Consider the following 22470-nt stretch of genomic DNA (forward strand, 5'->3'; position numbering starts at 1 on the left):
TGTCAGACCCGCTTGAAGACCAGCGTGCCGTTGGTGCCGCCGAAACCGAAGTTGTTCTTCACCGCCACGTCCACCTTCAGGTCCCGCGCGGTGTTGGCGCAGTAGTCCAGGTCGCACTCGGGGTCCTGGTTGAAGATGTTGATGGTGGGGGGCACCTTCTGCTCGTGCACGGCCAGCACGGTGAACACCGACTCGATGCCGCCGGCGCCGCCCAGCAGGTGGCCGGTCATCGACTTGGTCGAGCTGACCACCATCTTCCTGGCGTGCTCGCCCAGGGCCGCCTTGATGGCGTTGGTCTCGTTCAGGTCGCCCAGCGGCGTGGACGTGCCGTGCGCATTGAGGTAGTCGACCTGGTCGGCGTTGATGCCCGCATTGCGCAACGCACCCACCATGGCCCGTCGCGGACCGTCGATGTCGGGCGCGGTCATGTGGTACGCGTCGGCCGACATGCCGAAGCCCGCCACCTCGGCGTAGATCCTGGCGCCGCGCGCCTTGGCGTGTTCGTATTCCTCGAGCACCATCACGCCGCCGCCCTCGCCCAGCACGAAGCCGTCGCGGTCCTTGTCCCAGGGGCGGGACGCCGTCTTGGGATCGTCGTTGCGGGTGGACAGCGCACGGGCGGAAGCGAAGCCGCCGATGCCCAGCGGCGAAACCGAGGACTCGGCGCCGCCGCAGACCATCACGTCGGCGTCGCCGCTCTCGATCAGGCGGGCCGACAGGCCGATGGCGTGCAGGCCGGTGGTGCAGGCCGTCACGACGGCGAGGTTCGGGCCCTTGAAGCCGTACTTGATCGACACGTGCCCCGAGATCATGTTGATGATGGAGGCGGGCACGAAGAACGGCGAGACGCGGCGCGGGCCGCGATTCATGAGTTCGGTGTGGGTCTCCTCGATCATCGGCAGGCCGCCGATGCCGGCGCCGATGTTGACCCCGATGCGTTCGGCCAGCTCGGTCGGCAGCGCGTCGCCGCTGGGCAGGCCGCTGTCGGCCACCGCCTGGCAGGCCGCCGCCAGCCCGAGATGGATGAACCGGTCCATGTGCCGGGCTTCCTTCTCGGGGATGTACTGCGTGATGTCGAAGCCCTTGACCTCACCGGCGAAGCGGCAGGCGAAGTTGGCCGCGTCGAACTGCGTGATGAAGTCGATGCCCGGCTTGCCCGCCAGCAGGTTGGCCCACGATTCGGTGACCGTGTTGCCCACCGGGCTGACGCAGCCCAGGCCGGTGACGACGACTCGACGACGGCTCATTGTCGTATCAGGCCTTCTGGTTGGCGTTGGCGTAATCGATGGCGTTCTGAACGGTGGTGATCTTCTCGGCGTCCTCGTCCGGAATCTCGATGCCGAACTCGTCCTCCAGCGCCATCACCAGCTCGACCGTGTCAAGGGAGTCGGCGCCGAGGTCGGCCACGAAGGCCTTCTCGTTGGTCACCTGGGACTCCTCCACGCCGAGTTGCTCGGCGATGATCTTTTTGACACGTGCTTCGATATCGCTCATGGGGTTCCCTCTGGGGGTTGTGAATGAATCCGCGATTTTAGCTTGGCGCCCTCTCCTGCCGCCGCACGCCTGGCGGGCGGCAGGCGGGGGCGTCATGCCATGTGCATGCCGCCGTTGACGTGCAGCTCCTGGCCGGTGACGTAGCCGGCCTGCGGCGACGCCAGGAACGCCACGGCATGGGCGATGTCGGCCGGCTGGCCGAGCTGCCCGAGCGGGATCTGCCCGAGCAGCGCCTTGCGCTGCTCCTGCGGCAGGGCCGCCGTCATGTCCGTTTCGATGAAACCGGGCGCCACGCAGTTGACGGTGATGCCGCGACTGCCGAGCTCGCGCGCCAGCGCCCGCGTCATGCCGGCCACGCCGGCCTTGGCGGCGGCGTAGTTGGCCTGCCCGGGATTGCCGGAGGCGCCGACGACCGACGTGATGCTGACGATGCGGCCGTAGCGTTGCTTCATCATCGTGCGCATCACCGCCCGGCTCATCCGGAACACGGCCTTGAGGTTGGTGTCGATGACCGCGTCCCAGTCCTCGTCCTTCAGGCGCATGGCGAGCATGTCGCGGGTGATGCCCGCGTTGTTCACCAGCACCTGCAGGCCGCCCTGCTGCTTGACGATGCCGTCCACCACGGCCTCGGCGGCGGCGCCGTCGTTGACGTCGAGGCGGACGCCGCGGCCACCCTGGGCCTGCAGCGCCTGCGTGATCCTGCCCGCGCCCTCGTCCGTGGTGGCGGTGCCGATCACGGTGAAGCCGCGCTGCGCGAGTTCCTGGGCGATGGCCGCGCCGATGCCGCGCGAGGCGCCGGTCACCAGGGCCACCTGCCCCTTCAAGGCTTCGTTGCTCATTCGAAAACCTCCGCGCTGCGCGCTGCGGTATTCGCCTTGGGAGCGGCCCGGCGGCTCATGCCAGCAGTCCCTTGGCTTCGGCCAGCGTGGCCGGGTCGTACACCGAGCCGGCAATGAGGGCCGGGTCGATGCGCTTGCACAGCCCCTGCAGCACCTTGCCCGGGCCGCACTCGAGCACGACCTGCGCGCCGCGCGCCTGGATGGCCTTGATGCCATCGACCCAGCGCACCGGGCCGAACGCCTGCTCGTAGAGCGCGCCGCGGATGCGGTCGGGGTCGCTCTCGACCTTGGCCTCGATGTTGTTCACGACCGGGATCTTCGGCGCCGCGATGGCCACCTGGGCCAGGCGCTCGCGCAGCCGGTCGGCCGCGGGCTTCATCAGGCTGGAATGGAACGGCGCCGACACGGGCAGCAGCAGCGCGCGCTTGGCGCCCTTGGCCTTGAGCACTTCGCAGGCCTTGTCGACCGCGGCCTTGCTGCCGGCGATGACGGTTTGCGCCGGGTCGTTGAAGTTCACCGCCTCGACGACGTCCATGCTGTTGGTGCCGAACGAGCGCTGCGCCTCGGCGCAACCTTCCACCACCTTCTGCGCGTCGAGCCCCAGCACGGCAGCCATGGCGCCTTCGCCCACGGGCACGGCTTCCTGCATGGCTTGGGCGCGGAAACGCACCAGCGGCGCGGCGTCGGCCAGGCTCAGCGCGCCGGCCGCGACCAGCGCGGAATACTCGCCGAGAGAATGGCCGGCCACCACCGCGGGCTGCGCGCCCCCTTCGGCCAGCCAGGCCCGGTAGGCGGCCACGCCGGCCACCAGCATCACGGGCTGGGTGTTGGTGGTGAGCGAGAGCGCTTCCTTCGGGCCTTCCTTGATCAGGCGGCCGATGTCCTCGCCCAGCGCTTCGGAGGCCTGCGCCACCACTTCACGCACGGCCGGGTGGTCGCCCCAGGCGTCGAGCATGCCCACGGCTTGCGAGCCTTGGCCGGGAAAGACAAATGCGAACGGTTTCATCTTGAGGTGCCTGCCGTCGTTTTTTCGGGATGGAGATCAGCGGGTGCGCTCGGGATCAGAAGTCCACCAGCACCGCGCCCCAGGTGAAGCCGCCGCCGACGCCTTCGAGCATCAGCGTGTCGCCCTTGCGGACCTTGCCCTGCCGCACCGCGGCGTCGAGCGCCAGCGGGATGGACGCGGCCGAGGTGTTGCCGTGCTGGTCCACCGTGACGACGAGCTTGTCCATCGGCAGCTTCAGCTTCCTGGCCGTGCCCTGCATGATGCGGATGTTGGCCTGGTGCGGGATCAGCCAGTCGATGTCGGCGTCGGTGCGGCCGGCCTTGGCCAGCGTGGTGCGCGCGGCCTCTTCCAGCACGCCCACGGCGAGCTTGAACACGGCCTGGCCGTCCATCTTCAGGAAGGGATCGCCCAGCACCTTGCCCCCGGCGACCGTGCCGGGCACGCACAGGATGCCCGCGTGCTTGCCGTCGGCATGCAGGTCGGTCGCCAGGATGCCCGGCGTCTCCGAAGCTTCCAGCACCACGGCGCCGGCGCCGTCGCCGAACAGCACGCAGGTCGTGCGGTCCTTGAAGTCGAGGATGCGGGAGAACACCTCGGAGCCGATCACCAGCGCGCGCGTGGCGCTGCCGGTGCGGATCATGGCGTCGGCCACGGTCAGCGCGTAGACGAAGCCGCTGCACACCGCCTGCACGTCGAAGGCGGGGCAGCCGGCGATGCCCAGCTTGTTCTGCAGGATGCAGGCGGCCGACGGGAACACCATGTCCGGCGTGGAGGTGGCCACGATGATCAGGTCGATGTCGGCGGGGCCGCAGCCGGCCGCCTCCATCGCGTGGCGTGCGGCCTGCGCGCCCAGATCGCTGGTGGTGACGTCCGCCGCGGCGAAGTGGCGCGCCCGGATGCCGGTGCGTTCCACGATCCAGTCGTCGGAGGTTTCGACGCCCTGGGTCGCCAGTTCGGCGGCGAGGTCGGCGTTGGTCACGCGGCGCGGCGGAAGATGACTGCCGGTGCCGGTGATGCGCGAGTAACGGCTCATTCGGAAGCGATCGCCTCGATCGGTTGCGGTTCGGTGGGGGCTCCGGCCAGGAGGGGCCGGGCGTGGGCGATGCGGGCCTGGACGCGATCGAGCAGGTTGTTTCGGGCCGCATCATACGCCCGGGCCAGGGCCTGGCTGAACGCAAAAGCGTCGGCCGAGCCATGGCTCTTGAACACGAGGCCGCGCAGGCCCAGCAGGGCGGCGCCGTTGTAGCGGCGGTAGTCGACGCGGTTCTTGAACGACGCGAGCACCGGGTACGCGATCAGGGCCGCCAGTCGGGTCAGCAGGTTGCGCGAGAACTCCTCGCGCAGGAAGCCGCCGATCATGCTGGCCAGGCCTTCGCTGGTCTTCAGGGCCACGTTGCCCACGAAGCCGTCGCACACCACGATGTCGGTGGTGCCCTTGAAGATGTCGTTGCCTTCCACGTTGCCGTGGAAGTTGAGGTCGCCGGCGGCGGCGGCCGAGCGCAGCAGTTCGCCCGCGCGCTTGATGACCTCGCTGCCCTTGATGACCTCCTCGCCGATGTTCAGCAGGCCCACGCTGGGCTGCTCCTGGTTCTTCAGGGCCGAGACCAGGGCCGAGCCCATGACGGCGAACTGCAGCAGGTGCTGCTCGGTGCAATCGACGTTGGCGCCCAGGTCCAGCACGGTCGTGGCCCCGCCCTTGGCGTTGGGCATCGGGTAGGCGATGGCCGGGCGGTCGATGCCGTCCACGGTCTTGAGCAGGTAGCGCGCCAGCGCCATCAGCGCGCCGGTGTTGCCGGCCGACACGGCCGCCTGGGCCTTGCCTTCCTTGACCTGCTGGATCGCCACGCGCATGGACGAATCCTTCTTGCGGCGCAGCGCCACCTCGACGGCGTCGTCCATCGACACCACCTCGGAGGCGGGCACGTGGGTCGCACGCGGGTGGTGGAAGGACTTGAGCGCATCGCCGCCCACCAGCAGCAGGCGGGCCTCGGGGTGCTCGTCCAGGAAGCGGCGGCAGGCCGGCAGGGTCACCGCCGGGCCGTGGTCGCCCCCCATGCAGTCGACGGCCAGGATCGTCATGTCGTCAAATGTAGAGCGTCCGGCAAAGCGCCCGGGCGCCGCGGCACAGCGGTCGCGGCGGCCAGAAAAAAGGCCCGGGCTGCGCAGGCAGCGGCGGGCCCCTCCTTGGCGCGGTCATTGCCGCGAAGACGATCAGGCGTCGTTCTTGGTCTTGAGCACCTTGCGGCCACGGTAGAAGCCGGTGGGGCTGATGTGGTGGCGCAGGTGGGTTTCGCCGGTGGTGGGTTCCACCGCGATGCCGGGCACCGTCAGCGCGTTGTGCGAACGGTGCATGCCCCGCTTGGAGGGCGACTTCTTGTTTTGCTGGACGGCCATGCCGGGCTCCTGGACTTGGTGTCGCGCCCTGCGGAAAGTCGCGGGACGCGGTTGATCGGGTGGGTGGGCACCGACTGGAGGTCGGACACAGGGTTTGCGCCCGGCCGCAAAGCTCGGCTGCCGGCGCGAAGCCCGCCATTATATACGAGCGCCCGCGCCCTAGTCCTTGCCGACCTTCAGGCCCTTCAGGGCGGCGAAGGGGTTCTCCGCCGGAGCGGCCTCCTCGAAGTCCGGATCGGCGGCCGACAGGCGCACCGGCGCCGGGCAGGTTTCGTGGCGCGGCACCACGGGCACTTCCATCAGGAGCTCGTCTTCCACCAGGTCCAGCAGGTCGAAAGCGCGGCTGAGCGCCAGCAGGTCTTCTTCGGCTTCGTCGTCCTGGGCGGCGGCGGTCTGCTCGTCGGCCACGAAGCGGAACGAGCGGTCGACCGCCAGCGGGATGTCCACCGGCTCCAGGCAGCGCTGGCAGGTCAGCGGCAGCACCGTCGAGGCGTTCAGGTGCAGCCAGACCTCGGGGTGGACGTGCCGGGGGTTGAGCAACTCGCCCTGCGCGCTCCACGTCACCGGGCGCTCGCCGCCGCGTCCGCCGGCCTCCTCGGACAGGCGCGCGAAGCCGCGCAACTCCGCCTGGCCGGACAGCTGGGCCGCGTCCTCGGCGAACGCCTGGACGTCGAGCCGCTGCGCGTTGAACTGCCTTTTCATCCGGGGCAGTGTAAGAGAATCGCCCCCGTGCGAACCCTCATCCTCGGCTCCACCTCGCGCTACCGCCGCGAGCTGCTGGAGCGCCTGAACCTTCCCTTCGAAACGGCCGCGCCGCAGGTGGACGAGACCCCGCGGCCGGGCGAGGCGCCCGTGGACCTGGCGCGCCGGCTGGCCCTGGCCAAGGCGCAGGAGGTGGCCCGGCGGCATCCCGAGGCGGTGGTGATCGGCTCCGACCAGGTGGCGGACCTGGACGGCGAGCCGCTGGGCAAGCCCGGCGACCATGCCCGAGCCACCGCGCAGCTGCGCCGCATGAGCGGACGCACCGTGGTCTTCCAGACGGCCGTGGCCGTGGTCTGCCAGGCCTCGGGGTTCGCCTCGGAAGACCTGGCCCCGGTGCGCGTCGAATTCCGGCGGCTGTCCGACCAGGAGATCGAGCGCTACCTGCGCGCCGAGCAGCCCTACGACTGCGCCGGCAGCGCCAAGAGCGAAGGACTGGGCATCGCGCTGCTGGAGGCGATCCACAGCGACGACCCGACGGCCCTGGTCGGCCTGCCGCTGATCCGCACCTGCCGGATGCTGCGCGCCGCCGGCCTGCAGGTGGCCTGATGGCCGCGCCGGGCTCGCTGTACCTGGTCCCCGCGCCGCTGGACTTCGGCTGCGCGGAGCAGGCCCCGCTCTCGGACGTGATGCCGGTCGCCACGCTGCAGGTGGCCGCGCGGCTGACCCACTGGATCTGCGAGAACGCCAAGTCCACGCGCGCCTACCTCAAGCGCGTGAACGAGCTCCAGCCGCTGGCACAGCCCCTGCAGTCGATCGCGCTGCGGGAGCTGCCGCGCGAAGTGCACAAGAAGGGCGACCACACCGGCGGGTTCGACGCGCGGCCGCTGCTCGCCGCGGCGCTCGAAGGCCACGACCTGGGCCTGGTGAGCGAAGCCGGCATGCCCGCGATCGCCGATCCGGGCTCGTCCGTGGTGCGCGCCGCCCATGAGCTGGGGCTGCGGGTGGTCCCGCTGGTGGGCCCGGTCTCGCTGCTGCTGGCGCTGGCCGCCGCGGGCCTGAACGGCCAGAACTTCGCCTTCGTCGGCTACCTGCCGCAGCAGCCCGCCCCCCGCGCGCAGCGGATCCGCGAACTGGAGTCGCTGGCGCTGCGCACCGGACAGACCCAGCTTTTCATCGAGACGCCCTACCGCAACGCGGCGCTTTGGCAATCGCTGCTGGAGACGCTGCGGCCCGAGACGCGGCTGGCGATGGCGACGGGCCTGACGCTGCCTCACGCGCAGGTGGCCTGCCGCACGATCGCCCAGTGGAAAAAACAAGCCGGCGGTCCGCCTTCGGACACGCCGGCCGTTTTCCTGGTCGGGGTCTAGCGCAGCGCCGGCAGTGCGCGCATGGCGCGCATCGCGCCCTCGCCGATGGAGGCTCCAAAGCGCTTGGCCAGCCGCTCGGCCACGTTCTCGCGCCGGGTGTAGTCGACCAGTTCCTCGGCCTTGATCACTTCGCGCGCGACGAAGTCCAGGTTGGCCATCTGGTCGGCCAGGCCCATGTCCACCGCCTGCTGGCCGGTCCAGAACAGGCCGGTGAACAGCTCGGGCGTGTCCTTCAGCCGCTTGCCGCGGCCGGTCTTCACCACGTCGATGAACTGCTTGTGGATCTGGTCCAGCATGGCCTGCGCGTGGATGCGGTGCCGCTCTGTCTGCGGGCTGAACGGGTCGAGGAAGCCCTTGTTCTCGCCCGCCGTCATCAGGCGGCGCTCGACGCCCAGCTTGTCCATCAGACCCGTGAAGCCGAAGCCGTCCATCAGCACGCCGATGCTGCCCACGATGCTGGCCTTGTCCACGTAGATGCGGTCGGCGGCGGCGGCGATGTAGTAGGCCGCCGAGGCGCAGGACTCCTCGACCACCGCGTACACCGGCTTGTTGTACTTGGCCTTCAGGCGCCGCAATTCGTCGTTGACGATGCCGGCCTGCACCGGGCTGCCGCCAGGCGAGTTGATCAGCAGCACGATGCCCTGCGCGCCCGGATCCTCGAATGCCGCGCGCATGGCCGCGACGATGAATTCGGCGCTGGCGTCCGAGTCCGATGAGATCTCGCCCTTGACTTCCACCACGGCCGTGTGGGGCAGGGACTTGTCCTTGCTCGGGCCGCCGCGCCAGCCCAGCGTCCAGATCACGAAGATGAAGAACACCAGCCAGGCCAGCCGGGTGAAGTTGCGCCAGCGGCGGGCGGTGCGCTGCTCCCTCAGGGTCTCGAACACCAGCCGCTCCATGGTCTCGCGCTCCCAGCCGGGCTTGAGGCCGGACGCGGAAGGCGGCACGGGTTCGGGTGTCACGGGAGTCAGCGGGTCGGTCATGTGGGGGTCAGAAGGGGACGGGTTGCAGGTTCCAGTCAGTATGCCAGTGCACCACGCCGTCCCGCTCACTCAGCGCGATGCGCACCAGCCCGCCGCGGCAGGGGCCGCCGCCGCAGGCGCCGGTGTCGGGCCGGTAGACGGCGCCGTGGGTGGAACACAGCAGCCACTGGCCGCTGTCGTCGAAGATCCGGTCGGGCTGCGCGTCCATCTCCATCGCAACGTGGGCGCAGCGGTTCAGGTAGGCGTGGACGGCCCCTTTCCAGCGCACGGCGAAGGCGCGGCAGGTCTGGCCGGCGTAGACCACGTCGAATGGCACGGCGAGGCCTCCGTCGACCAGGTCCCTGCTGTTGCACAGCGGCTGGTGCTCCATGGCGATCAGGCGTTGGCCAGCAGCCAGTCGTGCAGGTCGCGCACCGAATGCGCGATGTGCAGCGGGCCCAGCGCATGGAATTCGGCGGGCTCGTGCGCGCCGTAGCTCACGCCCACGCTCGCGCAGCCGGCGTTGCGCGCCATCTCCAGGTCGTGCGTGGTGTCGCCGATCATCAGCGTGCGTCCCGGCTCGATGGCGAACTCGCGCATCAGCTCCTCCAGCATGAGCGGGTGCGGCTTGCCGGCGGTCTCGTCGGACGTGCGCGAGCCGTCGAACACGCCGTGCAGTTCCTCGCTGGCCAGCACCTCGTCCAGCCCGCGGCGCGACTTGCCGGTGGCCACCGCGAGCCGGTGCTGGCGCTCGCGCAGCTCGTGCAGCAACGGCAGCACGCCGTCGAACAGGCTCAGGTCGTCCTTGTGCTGGTAGTAGTGGTGCCGGTAGCGCTCGCCCAGCGCGGGGTACTTCTCGGGCGGCACGTCGGGCGCGGCGCGGGCCAGCGCCTGCGCCAGGCTCATGCCGATCACGAAGGCGGCGGCGCGGTCGGTCGGCATCGCGCCGCCCACGTCCACCACGGCGCGCTGGATGCAGCGCACGATCACCTTGGTGGAGTCGTACAACGTGCCGTCCCAATCGAAGGCGATCAGGTCAAACCGTCGTGGGCTGGGCATGGCGTTCGGCGAATTGGCGCAGGTCGGCGGGCAGGGGTGCCTCCAGGGCGACCGGCTCGGTGGTGGCGGGATGGCGGAACTGTAATCGCCAGGCGTGCAGGAACATGCGCTTCAAGCCTTGCCGCTGCAGCGCCTTGTTCAGCTCGAAGTCGCCGTACTTGTCGTCGCCCGCGATCGGGTGGCCCTGCGAAGCCAGGTGCACGCGGATCTGGTGCGTGCGGCCGGTCTTGATCGTCACCTCCAGCAGGGTGAACGCGCCCAGCCGGCGCGCCACCTTCACGAGAGTGATGGAGCGCATGCCGTCGGGGTCGTCCTTGCCCACCACCTTCACGCGGCGCTCGCCGGCGGACGCGTCGTCGCCGCCCAGCAGGTACTTGTGCAGCGGCAGGTCGATCACCTTCTTCTGCACCGGCCAGGCGCCATTGACGAGCGCGAGGTAGGTCTTGCCGGTCTCGCGGCCGCGGAACTGCTCCTGCAGCCCCGTGAGCGCCGAGCGCCGCTTGGCCACCAGCAGCACGCCCGAAGTCTCGCGGTCCAGCCGGTGGACCAGCTCCAGGAACCTGGCTTGCGGCCGCGCCTGGCGCAGCTGCTCGATGACGCCGAAGCTCACGCCGCTGCCGCCGTGCACCGCCACGCCGGCGGGCTTGTCGACGGCCAGCAGGTGGTCGTCTTCCAGCAGGATGGGGAACTCGCGCGCGGGTGCCGGCCGCGCCGCCGGGTCCTCCACGCGCTCGGGCAGCCGCACCGGGGGCACCCGGACCACGTCGCCGACCTCCACCCGCGTGTCGGCCGCCGCGCGCCCCTTGTTCACGCGCACCTCGCCGCTGCGGATGATCCGGTAGACGTGCGTCTTGGGAACGCCCTTGAGCTCGCGCAGCAGGAAATTGTCGAGCCGCTGGCCGGCCGAGCCTTCGTCGACCAGCACGCTTTTCACTCCGGCTTTCGCGGGGGGCGCCGTGGCCCCTATAATCCGTTTCACTAGCGTTTCGCCGTAAGTGTTTGATTTGGCTGGAGTTTAGTCCGCCACTGCACCGGTGACGCTGGCAGGTCGATGCCGACGTCGACCTTGGTTGTAGATTGCGGGCCCGCACGGACGCAATCGCCGGCCAAGGCGCCGAAGCCGCCGACGCGAATCGAAACCCCGAACCGGAATACAAGCCGCCAGCGCACGTGCTGGCGGCGGACAAGCGAGAGTCTCCTGTGCTGATGGCGCTTCTCCTGGCCTGCTGGCGGTGGCTGATGCCCCCGACCGCCGGCTTCGGCCCGCCCCGGCATTCGCCGCGCGCGGCGCAGGCTGCATTGCCTGCTGCCCTGCGCCCCGGCCCCCGCCTCGCCCTCCTCCACGCGCCGCCCTTGCGACTGCTGATCTAGGCCACCGGCCGTCAGCAAGCGCCCCCGCGCCGCCTTCCGTTCCCGTTTCGCTCGCGTCTGCTGCCACGACATCGTGGACCCGCTTGCGGGTCGAACGTGTGAGAGAACAAGAAGGTGACGCAATGAAGCGTATGCTGATCAACGCCACGCAGGCCGAAGAGCGCCGGCTGGCCATCGTCGACGGGCAGAAGCTCCTCGACTACGAAATCGAGATCGAAGGGCGCGAGCAGCGCAAGGGCAACATCTACAAGGCCGTCGTCACGCGCGTCGAGCCCAGCCTGGAGGCCTGCTTCGTCGACTACGGCGAGGACCGCCACGGCTTCCTGCCGTTCAAGGAGATCTCCAAGACCTACTTCGCCCCCGGCGTGTCGCCCTCGCAGGCGCGCATCAACGAGGTGATCAAGGAAGGCCAGGAGCTGCTGGTCCAGGTCGAGAAGGAAGAGCGCGGCAACAAGGGCGCGGCCCTCACCACCTTCATCTCGCTGGCGGGCCGCTACGTGGTCCTGATGCCCAACAACCCGCGCGGCGGCGGCGTGTCGCGCCGCATCGAGGGCGAGGACCGGGCCGAGCTCAAGGAGAACATGGACCAGTTGGAGTACCCCAACGGCATGTCCATCATCGCGCGCACCGCCGGCATCGGCCGCAGCGCCCCCGAGCTGCAGTGGGACCTGAACTACCTGCTCAAGCTGTGGAACGCCATCGACGGCGCGGCCAAGGGCGGCAAGGGCGCCTTTCTGATCTACCAGGAATCGTCGCTGGTCATCCGCTGCATCCGCGACTACTTCAACAACGACATCGGCGACATCCTGATCGACACGGACGAGATCTACGACCAGGCGCACCAGTTCATGTCGCACGTGATGCCCGAGCATGCCGCCCGGGTGAAGCGCTACCGCGACGACGCCCCGCTGTTCTCGCGCTTCCAGATCGAGCACCAGATCGAGTCGGCCTACGCCCGCGAGGTCAAGCTGCCCTCCGGCGGCGTGATCGTGATCGACCACACCGAGGCGCTGGTCTCCATCGACGTCAACTCGGCGCGCGCCATCAAGGGCGGCGACATCGAGGAGACGGCCACCCGCACCAACCTGGAAGCCGCCGACGAGGTGGCGCGCCAGATGCGCCTGCGCGACCTGGGCGGCCTGATCGTCATCGACTTCATCGACATGGAGGAATCCAGGAACCGCCGTGAAGTCGAGAACCGCCTGCGCGATGCGCTGCGGCAGGACCGCGCCCGCGTGCAGTTCGGCACCATCAGCAAGTTCGGCCTGATGGAGATGAGCCGCCAGCGCCTGCGCCCGGCCCTGTCCGAAGGCGCCTCCATCCCCTGCCCGCGCTGCGGCGGCCACGGCCACATCCGCGACACAGAGAGCTCGGCGCTGCAGATCCTGCGCATCATCCAGGAAGAGTCGATGAAGGACAGCACGGCCGCTGTCCACGTGCAGGTGCCGGTGGAAGTCGCGTCCTTCCTGCTCAACGAGAAGCGCACCGAGATCACCAAGATCGAGCTCAAGCAGCGCCTGAACGTGCTGCTGGTCCCCAACAAGGGCCTGGACACGCCGCACTACAAGCTGGAGCGCCTCAAGCACGACGACCCGCGCCTGGACAACCTCAAGGCCAGCTACCACATGGCCGAGGAGATCGAGGAGAAGACCGAGGTCACGCGCCGCTCGCAGGAGCGCGCCAACCGCCAGGAGCCGCTGATCAAGGGCGTGCTGCCCGATGCGCCGGCGCCCATCGCACCGGTGCGCCCCGAGCGTGTGGCCGAGCCCGCGCCGCAGGCCGCCGCGCCGGCCCCCGCGCCCGCCGCCCCGACGCCGGCCCCCGCCCCGGCCGCGGAGCCGAGCTTCTTCGCGTGGTTCCGCAGCCTGTTCAGCGCGCCCCCGCCGGTGGCGCCCGCCCCCGCGGCCGCGACGGCCGGCACCGCCAAGACCGAGGAAAAGCGCGAAGCCCGCGGTGAACGCGGTGAACGTGGCGAGCGCGGCGACAGCCGCCGTGGCGGCCGCGGCCGTGACCGCGGACGCGGCGAAGGCCGTGGCGATGGCCGTGGACGTGACCGCGATCGCGCCGCCGCCGGTGAAGGCGTGCAGGGCCAGCCGGCGCGCGCCGGTGAAGGCCGTGTCGAAGGCCGCGGTGCCGAGGGTCGTGGCGCAGAAGGTCGCGGTGAAGAGCCGCGTCGCGAGCGCCAGCCCCGTGGTGAGCGTGGCGAAGGCCGCGACAGCCGCGAACCGCGCGAGCCCCGCGAACAGCGTGAAGCCCGCGAGCCTCGTGAGGCGCGCGAACTGCGCGAGGGCCGCGAGCCCCGTGAAGCGCGTGAGCCGCGCGAAGGCCGTGAGGCCCGCGAGCCGCGCGAGATGCGCGAGATGCGCGAACCCCGCGAGATGCGCGAGCCGCGTGAACCCCGCGAACCGCGCGCCGAACGCGAACCGCGCGAGGCCCGCGAGCCGCGTGGCGAACGGTCCGCCGCGCGTGGCGAGGAGCCGCGTGTCGGCCAGGAAGCCGATGCCCTCCTGGGCGGCGGCGAGCAGCAGCCGCGTGGCGATCGCCCGCCCCGTGGCGAGCGTGGTGGTGAACGCGGTGAGCGTGGCGAGCGCGGCGAAGGCCGCCGCGGCGAGCGCCGCCCGCGAGAAGGCGCACCCCAGACGGTCACCGAAGGCGCCGTCGTGGAAGGCCAGCCCGATGCCAGCCAGGTGCTGGGCACGACCGAGCAGGGCGAAGCCGTCGGCGACGCGATGAACGGCGAAGGCCGCCGCGATCCGCGCCGCTCGCGCGACCGCTACGGCCGTGACCGCCGCGAGCGCGGTGGCCGCGAGGAAGGCGGGGCCGAAGCCGCGCGCGGTGGCCGCGAGGATGCCGGCGCCGAAGCCGCTCCCGCGCAGGACGCCGTCCCCGGCGCCGGCACCGGCACCGCGGACGAATCGGCCGAGCGCCGCCCGCGGTACGCCACCGGCTTCGTCTCCGACGAGTCCGGGCAGGTCGCCGCCCAGGCGACCCCGCCCGCGTTCGAGCCGCAACCGGCACCGGTCGCCGCACCGGTCGCCGCACCGGTCGCCGCACCCGTGGCCGCGCCGGTCGCTGCGCGGCCCAGCGCTGCATCCCCTGCACCGGCCGCCCCGTCCGGGCTGCCCAAGGTGCAGCAGTTCGAGCTGCCCGTGGACCAGCTGGCGGAAGTCGCAGCCGGCTCCGGCCTGCAGTGGGTGAACTCCGACGCCGACAAGATCGCCGCCGTGCAGGCCGCCATCGCCGCCGAGCCCAAGCCGATCCGCGTGCCGCGCGAGCGCCCACCGGCCGTGGTGATCGACGAAGGCCCGCTGGTGCTGGTGGAAACCCGTCGCGACCTGCGCGACATGAAGCTGCCGTTCGAGCAGCAGCAGCCGCCTCAGGCGCCGCTGCAGTAACGCAGAAAAAGAAAGGGGAGCTTCGGCTCCCCTTCCTGTTTCTGGTGGCCGCGCGGACCCCGCCTCCAGCGCCCCAACCCGTCATTCCCGCGAAGGCGGGAATCCAGAGCTTCCGCCTTCAATTCGCCCCGTCGGCGCGCTGCGCTGGGTCCCCGCCTCCGCGGGGACGACGGGGTCAGCGCCTAATCCTGCGCCGCCTGCTTCCAGGCCGCGGCCGCCGCTTCCTCGTCCCCGCGCTCCTCCGCCAGCTGCGCCAGCGCCCGCGACGCGTTGCGGTGCAGCTGGGCGTCCTGCAGCGCCAGCACGGCCTGCCGCAGCAGCTGCTGGGCCTTGCCCCACAGCTGGCGCTTCATGCACGCCATGCCCGCCAGGTACTGCAGCGTGGCGTCGCGCGGGTTGGCGCGCTGGGCGGCCTCGATGCGCGCCAGCCAGGCGCCGTCGATCGTGTCCAGCCCTTCCTCCAGCGCGCACACCAGCTTGACCTTGAGCGAATCGGGCAGCTGGTGCTGGCGCTCCCACACCGGCAGCAGCCAGTCGCGCGCCAGGTGCGACTCGCCGCCCAGGCGGATCAGCCGCTGGGCGGCGTGGATCGCCAGCTCCGGCATGTGGCGCTCGGTCGGCTCCAGCTCGGCCCACGCGCGCTTGAGCTGCGCGGGATCGTGCGCGCCGTTGAGCAGGTCGACCGCCAGGCCGCGCACCAGGCTCGCGGCCGCCGCCTCGGAGAACGCCCGGTGCTTGGCCAGCAGCCGCGCGGTCTCCAGCGCCTCGCGGGTGTGGCCCGCCAGCCGGGCCGCCTTGAGCTTCATGCGAAGGGCCAGCGTGCGGCGGCCGGCGCCGCTGGGCAGGTCCATCAGCCAGTTGATGGCCGACTGCGGCTCGCGGTCTTCCAGCGACCAGCGCGCGGCCCGCATCAGCGCGCCCTCGCGCGTCTCCAGGCCCTCGCGCAAGCCAGCCTGCTCCAGCGCCTTCTGCAGGTGATCCTCGCGCGCGCCGCGGTCCTGCAGCGCCTGCGAACTCTCGGCCGCCAGCAGGTGGGCCAGCGTGCGCACCTGCGCCGCGTTGCCGGGCGCGGCCCCGCTCGCGCTGAGCGAAGCCTCCTGCGTCAGCGCCGACTCGGCCGACTTGCGCGCGCGGATGAAGCGGCCGGCCAGCAGGTGCGACAGCGAGTCCAGAAGGTACGCGTGCATGCCGCGCTCCTTCTGCTGCGTGCGCCAGCGCAACGCCTGCCGCGGCAGGTCGAAGAGCGCCGACAGCGCGCGCAGCGCGGCGTACAGGAAGAAGAACGCCGCCAGCAGCAGCAGCAGCACCAGGTTGAGCGACAGGTCGATGCGGTACGGCGGCCAGAACAGCGTGACCGTGCCCTGGTTGTTGCCCGCGAACAGCGCGCCGGCGACGGCGATGCCGAACAGGGCCAGGAGCCAGAGGGCGGCGCGCATCGGCTACCGGCCCGCCGCGGCGGTGGCCAGCGTGGCCAGCGTCTCGTCGATTCGGGGCACGTCCACCACCTGCAGCTGCGCCTGCATCTGCTGCAGCGACGCGGCCAGCGCCTGGCTGCGCCGCGCGGACGGATCGAAGTACTTGTTCAGCGCCGCCTGCGCCGCCACCACGTCGGCGCGGGCCGCCTCGATCTGGCGCGAGATCAGCGCCAGCCGTGCGTTCATCAGCTTGAGCTTGAGGTTCTCGCGCAGGAAGAAGCCCTGCTCGGGCGCGAGCAGCGCCGCCTCCGGCTGCTCGACGCGGCTGACGCGCACCAGCGAGCGCGCTTCCTCGCGCACGGCCACCAGCAGTTGCTGCCACCAGCGGGCCGAGGTCGGGGAGGCGGGCGGCTCCGCCTTGGGCGCCGTGCGCGAGGCGCCGGGGCCCACCGAGTTGGCCAGGGGCAGGTCGTCGATCTGGCGCGCGGCCTCGTCCAGCCGCAGGAGGATGCCGGGCACGTCGGCGACGGCCGCCGACTTGATGCGGTCGATGTCGCGCGTGATCGCGGTGCGGATTCGCGCCAGGCGCGGCTCGCCGGCGCGCGCCAGGCGCTGGTCGGCGGTGCGCAGCGCGGCCAGCAGCGGCTCGGCGCTCAGCGTCAGCTGGGCCTGCTGCTGGGCCAGGCGCAGGCCGGATTCGATGTCCACCACCAGGTTCTCGTCGCGCGAGCGCGAGAGGCTCTGCATCAGCTCCTCGAGCTGGGTGCGCTGCAGCGCCACCTCGTTCAGGCGCGTGTCCTGCACCGCCTGGCGGGCGGCGATGTCGCGCGCCAGGTCTTGCGCCTGCCGCGCCAGCGCGCGGGCCTCGACCGCGTTGCTGCCGGCGTCGGCGCTCTGGCGCGCCAGCTGCTCCTGGATGGTGGAGAGCTTCTGCCAGAGCAGCACGCTGGAGCCGAGCGCGAGCACGGCCACGCCCAGCAGCACGCCGAACGCCAGCCGGCGCAGCCGGGGGCTGCCGCCGTCGGCGCTGGCCGCGGCGGGCAGGGGATCCAGGGCGGGGACGGTCGGTGCGGCGGGGGACTCGCGTTCGGTCTCGGCACTCATCCGAAAGATTCTAGGGTGGCGACCACGGCCGCCTCGGCCGGTCGTGACAGGCAAACAACACCGAAACCGGCGTCCCGCGCGGCCCGCGCGATGCGCTCGTGGGTGGCGATGGCGCGGGCCCGCGACCAGGGGCGATCGGGCAGCAACTCGCCCAGGTTGGCGATGGCTTCGGAGCTGCTGAACAGCCAGGCCGAACCATCGTCCGCCGCCGCCGATGCGGCCGCCCGCTCCACCTCGCCCCACACAGGCGCGTGCCGGCTGTACGAGGCCACCGTGTCGACCGCCGCGCCGGCGGCCTGCAGCCGCGAGGCCAGCCAGTCGCGGCCGGCCGGCTGCCCGTCGGCGCCCGCGCCGCGCACCAGCAGCACGCGCGCGCCGGGCCGGGCCTGCGCCGCCACGCGCGCCCACAGGGCTTCGGAATCAAACTGCGCGGCGTCGGCCGGCGGTGCGTCGATCCGGTCGGCCGGGACGCCCGCGGCGAGCAACGCCTGCGCGGTGCCGGGACCGGTGCACCAGGCCCGCGTTCCGGCCGGCCAGGCCGCCGAGTGCATCGCGTCGCGAAAGAACCCCTGCACCGCGCTGCCGCTGACGAACATGGCGGCGTCGAAATCCGACAGCCCCTGCGCGGCGCGCCGCAGCGCCTGCAGGTCGGGCGCGGGGCCGATGTCGATGAGCGGGAGCAGCACGACCTCATGGCCGTGCGCCTGCAGGGCCTGCGCCCAGCGCCCGGCCTCGTGCCGGGGGCGGGTCAGCACCACGCGCACCGCGCGCCCTTCAGTGCGCGCCGCCGGCGCGCAGGCGGGCCGCCGCGGCGGTGCCGAGCGCGCCCGCTTCCTCCAGGCTGCCCACGGTCCCGCTCACCTGGGCCCGCACGAGCTGGCCCGGCTGGTCCGGATCGCCCCAGGCGGCGTGCAGCTGCAGCACCTCGCCCTGCAGCGTGGCGTGCGCGGCCAGCGGCATCGAGCAGCTGCCGCCCAGCGCGCGGCTCACGGCGCGCTCGGCCGCGACCGCCATCCAGGTGGTCTGGTGCACCAGCGGGGCGAGCGCCTGCACCACGTCGGGCCGGCCGGCCCGCACCTCGATGCCGAGCGCGCCCTGCCCGGCCGCGGGCAGCATCTGGACGGGTTCGAACACGCGACGGATGCGCTGCTCCAGGCCCAGGCGCTTGAGCCCGGCGGCGGCCAGCACGATGGCGTCGTAGCCGCCCTCGTCGAGCTTGCGCAGGCGCGTGTCGAGGTTGCCGCGCAGCGGTTCGATCCGCAGGTCGGGGCGCAGCGAACGCAGCAGGACCACCCGGCGCAGGCTGGACGTGCCCACCACGGCGTTGGGCGGCAGCGCTTCCACGCTGTCGAATTTCGGCGAGACGAAGGCGTCGCGCGGGTCCTCGCGCTCCATCACGCAGGCCAGCTCGAAGCCCGGCGGCAGGTCCATGGGCACGTCCTTGAGCGAGTGCACGGCCAGGTCGGCGCGGCCTTCCTCGAGGGCGTTCTCCAGTTCCTTGACGAACAGGCCCTTGCCGCCGACCTTGCTGAGGCTGCGGTCCAGGATCTGGTCGCCCTTGGTGGTCATGCCCAGCAGCGAAACCTGGTGGCCGTGCTGCTCGAGCAGCGCCTTGACGTGCTCGGCCTGCCAGAGCGCAAGCCGGCTCTCACGGGTGGCGATGGTGAAGCGGCTCACGAACGTAACCTGTATGTCATCCTGCGGAAGGGGTGGATGCTAGCATCCGCGCTGCCCAAATTTTCAGCAGCGCGGAGATCACCATGGCCCCATCGACGCCCGCCACGCCGGCCCGGCGCGCACGCGACAACGAGCGTCCCCTGGTGGAGGACATCCGGCTGCTGGGGCGCATCCTCGGCGACGTGATCCGCGAGCAGGAGGGCGTGGCCGCCTTCGATCTGGTCGAGCGCATCCGCAAGCTGTCGGTGGCTTTCCGCCGCGACGCCGACCACGAGGCCGACCAGGCGCTCAAGTCGCTGCTCAAGACGCTCAGCGGCGACCAGGCCGTCAGCGTGATCCGCGCCTTCACCTACTTCAGCCACCTGGCCAACCTGGCCGAGGACCGGCACCACATCCGCCGCCGCGCGGTGCACGAGCGCGCCGGCGACACCCAGGAGGGCAGCATCGAGGTGGCGCTGGCCCGCCTGCGCTGGGCCGGCATCGCGCCGCGCGCCATCTCGCAGATGCTGGCGGGCAGCTACGTGTCGCCGGTGCTGACGGCGCACCCGACCGAGGTGCAGCGCAAGAGCATCCTGGACGCCGAGCGCGAGATCGCGCAGCTCCTGGCCGAGCGCGACGAGATCAAGTCGCGCGCGCAGCCCAAGGACGCGCTCGCTCCGCGCGAGCTGGCGGCCAACGACGCGCAGATCCGCGCCCGCGTGATGCAGCTGTGGCAGACGCGCCTGCTGCGCTTTTCCAAGCTGACGGTGACCGACGAGATCGAGAACGCGCTGTCCTACTACGAGGCGACGTTCCTGCGCGAGATCCCGCGCATCTACGCCGACCTCGAACGCGAGCTGGGCTCGCAGCCGGTGGCCAGCTTCCTGCGCATGGGCATGTGGATCGGCGGCGACCGCGACGGCAACCCGAACGTGAGCGCGCAGACGCTGGAGCAGGCGCTGCGCCGCCAGTGCGAGGTGGCGCTGCGCCACTACCTGACCGAGGTGCACTTCCTCGGGCGCGAGCTGTCGATCTCCGCGATGCTGGTGGACGTGACGCCGGAGATGCGCGCGCTGGCCGAGAGTTCGCCCGACCACAACGAGCACCGCGAGGACGAACCCTACCGGCGCGCACTGGCCGCGATGTACTCGCGCCTGGCCGCCACGCTCAAGGCGCTCACCGGCGGCGACGCGGCGCGTCACCTGCTGCCCCCGCAGAACCCCTACCGGAAGGCGGAGGAGTTCCACGCCGACCTGTGCACCATCCGCGCCGCGCTGCGGGCCGGCCATTCGGGCGCGCTGGTGGCGCACCGGCTGCAGCCCCTCATCCGGGCGGTCGAGGTGTTCGGCTTCCACCTGGCCACCATGGACCTGCGCCAGAGTTCCGACCAGCACGAGGCGGTGGTCGCCGAGCTGCTGTCGGTGGCGCGGATCGAGCGCGACTACGCCAAGCTGCCCGAGGCCGCCCGGCGCGAACTCCTGATGCGGCTGCTGTGCGACGCGCGGCCGCTGCGGGTGATGGGCGGCGCCTACTCCGAGCACGCGCAGGGCGAGCTGGCCATCTTCGAGGCGGCGCTGCGCATGCGCGCCGTGTACGGCCGCGACGCCATCCGCCACTACATCATCAGCCACACCGAAGCGGTCAGCGACCTGCTGGAGGTGCTGCTGCTGCAGAAGGAGGTGGGCCTGCTGCGCGGCACGCTGGACGACGCGGCCCTCGCCGACCTGATCGTGGTGCCGCTGTTCGAGACCATCGAGGACCTGCGCCAGGCCGCGCCCATCCTGCGCGAGTTCTACGCGCTGCCGGGCGTGGCGCGCATGGTGCAGCGCTCGGGCGCCGAGCAGGATGTGATGCTGGGCTACAGCGACAGCAACAAGGACGGCGGCATCTTCACCAGCAACTGGGAGCTGTACCGCGCCGAGATCGCGCTGGTGGACCTGTTCGACGAGCTCGACGCCACCCACCGCATCCAGCTGCGCATGTTCCATGGCCGCGGCGGCACCGTCGGGCGCGGCGGCGGCCCCAGCTACCAGGCCATCCTGGCGCAGCCGCCCGGCACGGTGCGCGGGCAGATCCGCCTGACCGAACAGGGCGAGGTGATCGGCTCCAAGTACGCCAACCCCGAGATCGGGCGGCGCAACCTGGAGACGCTGGTGGCGGCCACGCTGGAGGCCACGCTGCTGCAGCCCACCAAGCCCGCGCCCAAGGCCTTCCTGGACGCGGCCGAGAAGCTGTCGGCCGCCAGCATGAAGGCCTACCGCGCGCTGGTGTACGAGACGCCCGGCTTCACCGACTACTTCTTCGGCGCCACGCCCATCCGCGAGATCGCCGAGCTGAACATCGGCTCGCGGCCGGCCTCGCGCAAGCCCAGCCAGCGCATCGAGGACCTGCGCGCCATCCCCTGGAGCTTCAGCTGGGGCCAGTGCCGGCTCACGCTGCCCGGGTGGTTCGGCTTCGGCGCCGCGGTGCAGGCCTTCCTGCACGACGACCCCCGGCTGCCGCGCAAGGAGGCGCTGGCGCTGCTGCAGAAGATGTACCGCCAGTGGCCGTTCTTCCGCGCGCTGCTGTCCAACATGGACATGGTGCTGGCCAAGAGCGACCTGGCGCTGGCCTCGCGCTATTCGGGCCTGGTGGCGGACGCGCGGCTGCGCAAGCGCATCTTCACGGCCATCGAGGCCGAGTGGCACCGCACGGTGGACGCACTGGCTCTGGTGACGGGCGAGCGCCAGCGGCTGGCCGGCAACCCCGCGCTGCAGCGGTCGATCCGCCACCGCTTCCCGTACATCGATCCGCTGCACCACCTGCAGGTGGAACTGGTGCGCCGCTACCGCGCCGGCCAGTCCGACGACCGGGTGCAGCGCGGCATCCACATCTCGATCAACGGCATCGCGGCGGGGCTGCGCAACACCGGTTGACGCCGCGCCGCGCCCTCAGCGGGCGTGGCGCTGGTACTCCTCGCGGTTGGCGGACAGCGGCACCGTGGCCCGGCGGCGCAGCCGCAGGTTTAGCATCTCCACCGCCACCGAGAAGGCCATCGCGAAGTAGACGTAGCCCTTGGGCACGTGGAACTCGAAGCCGTCGGCCACCAGCACCATGCCCACCATGATCAGGAAGGACAGGGCCAGCATCTTGATGGTCGGGTGCGCCGAGACGAACCGGCCGATCGCCCCGGCGAACAGCATCATCATCCCGACCGACAGGACCACCGCGGCGATCATCACCGCCAGCTCGTCGACCATGCCCACGGCCGTGATGATGGAGTCGAGCGAGAACACCACGTCGACCAGCATGATCTGGACGATGACGGCCCCGAAGGTCGAATGGGCCTTGGCGCTGGCGTGCTCCTCCTCGCCGGACAGCGAGGCGTGGATCTCGCCGGTGCTCTTCCAGATCAGGAACAGCCCGCCGGCGATCAGGATCAGGTCGCGGCCGGAGACCTCCTGGCCGACCAGTGGAATGGTGAACAGGGGCGCCGTCAGGCCGATGATCCAGGCCAGGACCAGCAGCAGGCCGACCCGCATGAACATGGCCATGAACAGCCCTAGCCGCCGCGCCGTCTCGCGGCGCTCCGGCGGCAGCTTGTCCACCAGGATCGAGATGAAGACGATGTTGTCGATCCCCAGCACGAGTTCCAGGGCGGTCAGGGTGAGCAACGCGATCCAGGCCTGCGGATCGGTGAGCAGTTCCATCATTTCTTCGTACCCCG

The 22470-nt window shown here is 71.3% G+C and carries 21 protein-coding genes; 4 read left to right on the forward strand and 17 right to left on the reverse strand.

The window, feature by feature from the left end; translation table 11 throughout:
* Window positions 1-2: 2 nt before the first annotated feature.
* The 8 genes from fabF to ASG30_RS19180 form a co-directional block, all read right to left on the reverse strand.
* On the reverse strand, window positions 3-1247 hold the full coding sequence (fabF, locus tag ASG30_RS19145) for a beta-ketoacyl-ACP synthase II (RefSeq protein WP_055900626.1): 1245 nt from the start codon (window positions 1245-1247) through the stop codon (window positions 3-5).
* A 7-nt stretch (window positions 1248-1254) separates the two neighbouring features.
* Complete coding sequence (acpP, locus tag ASG30_RS19150) at window positions 1255-1494, reverse strand: acyl carrier protein (protein WP_055900628.1); 240 nt, start codon at window positions 1492-1494, stop codon at window positions 1255-1257.
* 92 nt (window positions 1495-1586) lie between these two features.
* Window positions 1587-2333 carry a 3-oxoacyl-ACP reductase FabG gene (gene fabG / locus ASG30_RS19155; protein WP_055900631.1) on the reverse strand — a complete coding sequence of 249 codons (747 nt, stop codon included), beginning with the start codon at window positions 2331-2333 and terminating at the stop codon, window positions 1587-1589.
* 55 nt (window positions 2334-2388) lie between these two features.
* Window positions 2389-3339 carry an ACP S-malonyltransferase gene (gene fabD / locus ASG30_RS19160; RefSeq protein WP_055900634.1) on the reverse strand — a complete coding sequence of 317 codons (951 nt, stop codon included), beginning with the start codon at window positions 3337-3339 and terminating at the stop codon, window positions 2389-2391.
* 55 nt (window positions 3340-3394) lie between these two features.
* A complete protein-coding gene (locus tag ASG30_RS19165) occupies window positions 3395-4372 on the reverse strand; it encodes a beta-ketoacyl-ACP synthase III (RefSeq protein WP_055900636.1) in 978 nt (325 codons plus the stop codon).
* Window positions 4369-5418 carry a phosphate acyltransferase PlsX gene (gene plsX / locus ASG30_RS19170; protein WP_055900640.1) on the reverse strand — a complete coding sequence of 350 codons (1050 nt, stop codon included), beginning with the start codon at window positions 5416-5418 and terminating at the stop codon, window positions 4369-4371. The genes ASG30_RS19165 and plsX overlap by 4 nt, the downstream gene beginning before the upstream one ends.
* A 132-nt stretch (window positions 5419-5550) precedes the next feature.
* Window positions 5551-5733 (reverse strand): 50S ribosomal protein L32, encoded by a 183-nt coding sequence (gene rpmF, locus ASG30_RS19175; protein ID WP_027101192.1) that lies wholly within the window; start codon window positions 5731-5733, stop codon window positions 5551-5553.
* 159 nt (window positions 5734-5892) lie between these two features.
* Entirely contained in the window at window positions 5893-6435 is a 543-nt protein-coding gene (locus ASG30_RS19180; protein WP_055901164.1) for a YceD family protein, read from the reverse strand.
* A gap of 18 nt (window positions 6436-6453) precedes the next feature.
* On the opposite strand from ASG30_RS19180, the gene ASG30_RS19185 reads away from it, so the two are divergent.
* Together ASG30_RS19185 and ASG30_RS19190 are read left to right on the forward strand one after the other, a co-directional pair.
* Window positions 6454-7041: a Maf family protein gene (locus ASG30_RS19185; RefSeq protein ID WP_055901167.1), complete on the forward strand. Its 588-nt coding sequence runs from the start codon at window positions 6454-6456 to the stop codon at window positions 7039-7041.
* A complete protein-coding gene (locus ASG30_RS19190) occupies window positions 7041-7802 on the forward strand; it encodes an SAM-dependent methyltransferase (RefSeq protein ID WP_055900643.1) in 762 nt (253 codons plus the stop codon). The genes ASG30_RS19185 and ASG30_RS19190 overlap by 1 nt, the downstream gene beginning before the upstream one ends.
* On the opposite strand, the gene ASG30_RS19195 is transcribed toward ASG30_RS19190, so the two are convergent.
* Genes ASG30_RS19195 through ASG30_RS19210 form a run of 4 tightly spaced genes read right to left on the reverse strand, consistent with a single transcriptional unit; the run spans window position 7799 to window position 10802 of the window.
* A complete protein-coding gene (locus ASG30_RS19195) occupies window positions 7799-8785 on the reverse strand; it encodes a S49 family peptidase (protein ID WP_055900646.1) in 987 nt (328 codons plus the stop codon). The genes ASG30_RS19190 and ASG30_RS19195 overlap by 4 nt on opposite strands.
* A gap of 7 nt (window positions 8786-8792) precedes the next feature.
* On the reverse strand, window positions 8793-9155 hold the full coding sequence (locus tag ASG30_RS19200) for a Rieske (2Fe-2S) protein (protein WP_055900650.1): 363 nt from the start codon (window positions 9153-9155) through the stop codon (window positions 8793-8795).
* 5 nt (window positions 9156-9160) lie between these two features.
* Window positions 9161-9823, reverse strand: a complete 663-nt coding sequence (locus tag ASG30_RS19205; protein WP_055900653.1) for an HAD family hydrolase — start codon at window positions 9821-9823, stop codon at window positions 9161-9163.
* Window positions 9801-10802, reverse strand: a complete 1002-nt coding sequence (locus ASG30_RS19210; protein WP_082522203.1) for an RluA family pseudouridine synthase — start codon at window positions 10800-10802, stop codon at window positions 9801-9803. The genes ASG30_RS19205 and ASG30_RS19210 overlap by 23 nt, the downstream gene beginning before the upstream one ends.
* A 514-nt stretch (window positions 10803-11316) precedes the next feature.
* Between ASG30_RS19210 and ASG30_RS19215 the strand changes: the two genes are divergently transcribed.
* Window positions 11317-14589 carry an Rne/Rng family ribonuclease gene (locus tag ASG30_RS19215; RefSeq protein WP_055900657.1) on the forward strand — a complete coding sequence of 1091 codons (3273 nt, stop codon included), beginning with the start codon at window positions 11317-11319 and terminating at the stop codon, window positions 14587-14589.
* Window positions 14590-14771: 182 nt separating this feature from the next.
* Here ASG30_RS19215 and ASG30_RS19220 read toward each other — a convergent pair whose 3' ends face one another.
* The 4 genes from ASG30_RS19220 to hemC are packed head-to-tail and all read right to left on the reverse strand — an operon-like array spanning window position 14772 to window position 18785.
* Entirely contained in the window at window positions 14772-16025 is a 1254-nt protein-coding gene (locus ASG30_RS19220; protein ID WP_055900659.1) for a heme biosynthesis protein HemY, read from the reverse strand.
* A 3-nt stretch (window positions 16026-16028) separates the two neighbouring features.
* A complete protein-coding gene (locus ASG30_RS19225) occupies window positions 16029-17108 on the reverse strand; it encodes a uroporphyrinogen-III C-methyltransferase (RefSeq protein ID WP_055900662.1) in 1080 nt (359 codons plus the stop codon).
* A complete protein-coding gene (locus ASG30_RS19230; protein WP_055900665.1) occupies window positions 17105-17872 on the reverse strand; it encodes a uroporphyrinogen-III synthase in 768 nt (255 codons plus the stop codon). Before ASG30_RS19230 ends, ASG30_RS19225 begins: the two co-directional genes overlap by 4 nt.
* Before the next feature lie 10 nt (window positions 17873-17882).
* On the reverse strand, window positions 17883-18785 hold the full coding sequence (gene hemC, locus ASG30_RS19235; RefSeq protein WP_235579844.1) for a hydroxymethylbilane synthase: 903 nt from the start codon (window positions 18783-18785) through the stop codon (window positions 17883-17885).
* Window positions 18786-18868: 83 nt separating this feature from the next.
* Between hemC and ppc the strand changes: the two genes are divergently transcribed.
* Window positions 18869-21679 (forward strand): phosphoenolpyruvate carboxylase, encoded by a 2811-nt coding sequence (ppc, locus tag ASG30_RS19240; protein WP_055900671.1) that lies wholly within the window; start codon window positions 18869-18871, stop codon window positions 21677-21679.
* A 15-nt stretch (window positions 21680-21694) separates the two neighbouring features.
* Here the strand turns inward: ppc and ASG30_RS19245 are convergent, their stop codons facing one another.
* Window positions 21695-22456 carry a TerC family protein gene (locus ASG30_RS19245; protein WP_055900674.1) on the reverse strand — a complete coding sequence of 254 codons (762 nt, stop codon included), beginning with the start codon at window positions 22454-22456 and terminating at the stop codon, window positions 21695-21697.
* Between the last annotated feature and the right edge of the window lie 14 nt (window positions 22457-22470).

Origin of the sequence: Ramlibacter sp. Leaf400 (genome assembly GCF_001424545.1) — a bacterium.
In the GTDB taxonomy this organism is placed as follows: domain Bacteria; phylum Pseudomonadota; class Gammaproteobacteria; order Burkholderiales; family Burkholderiaceae_C; genus Ramlibacter.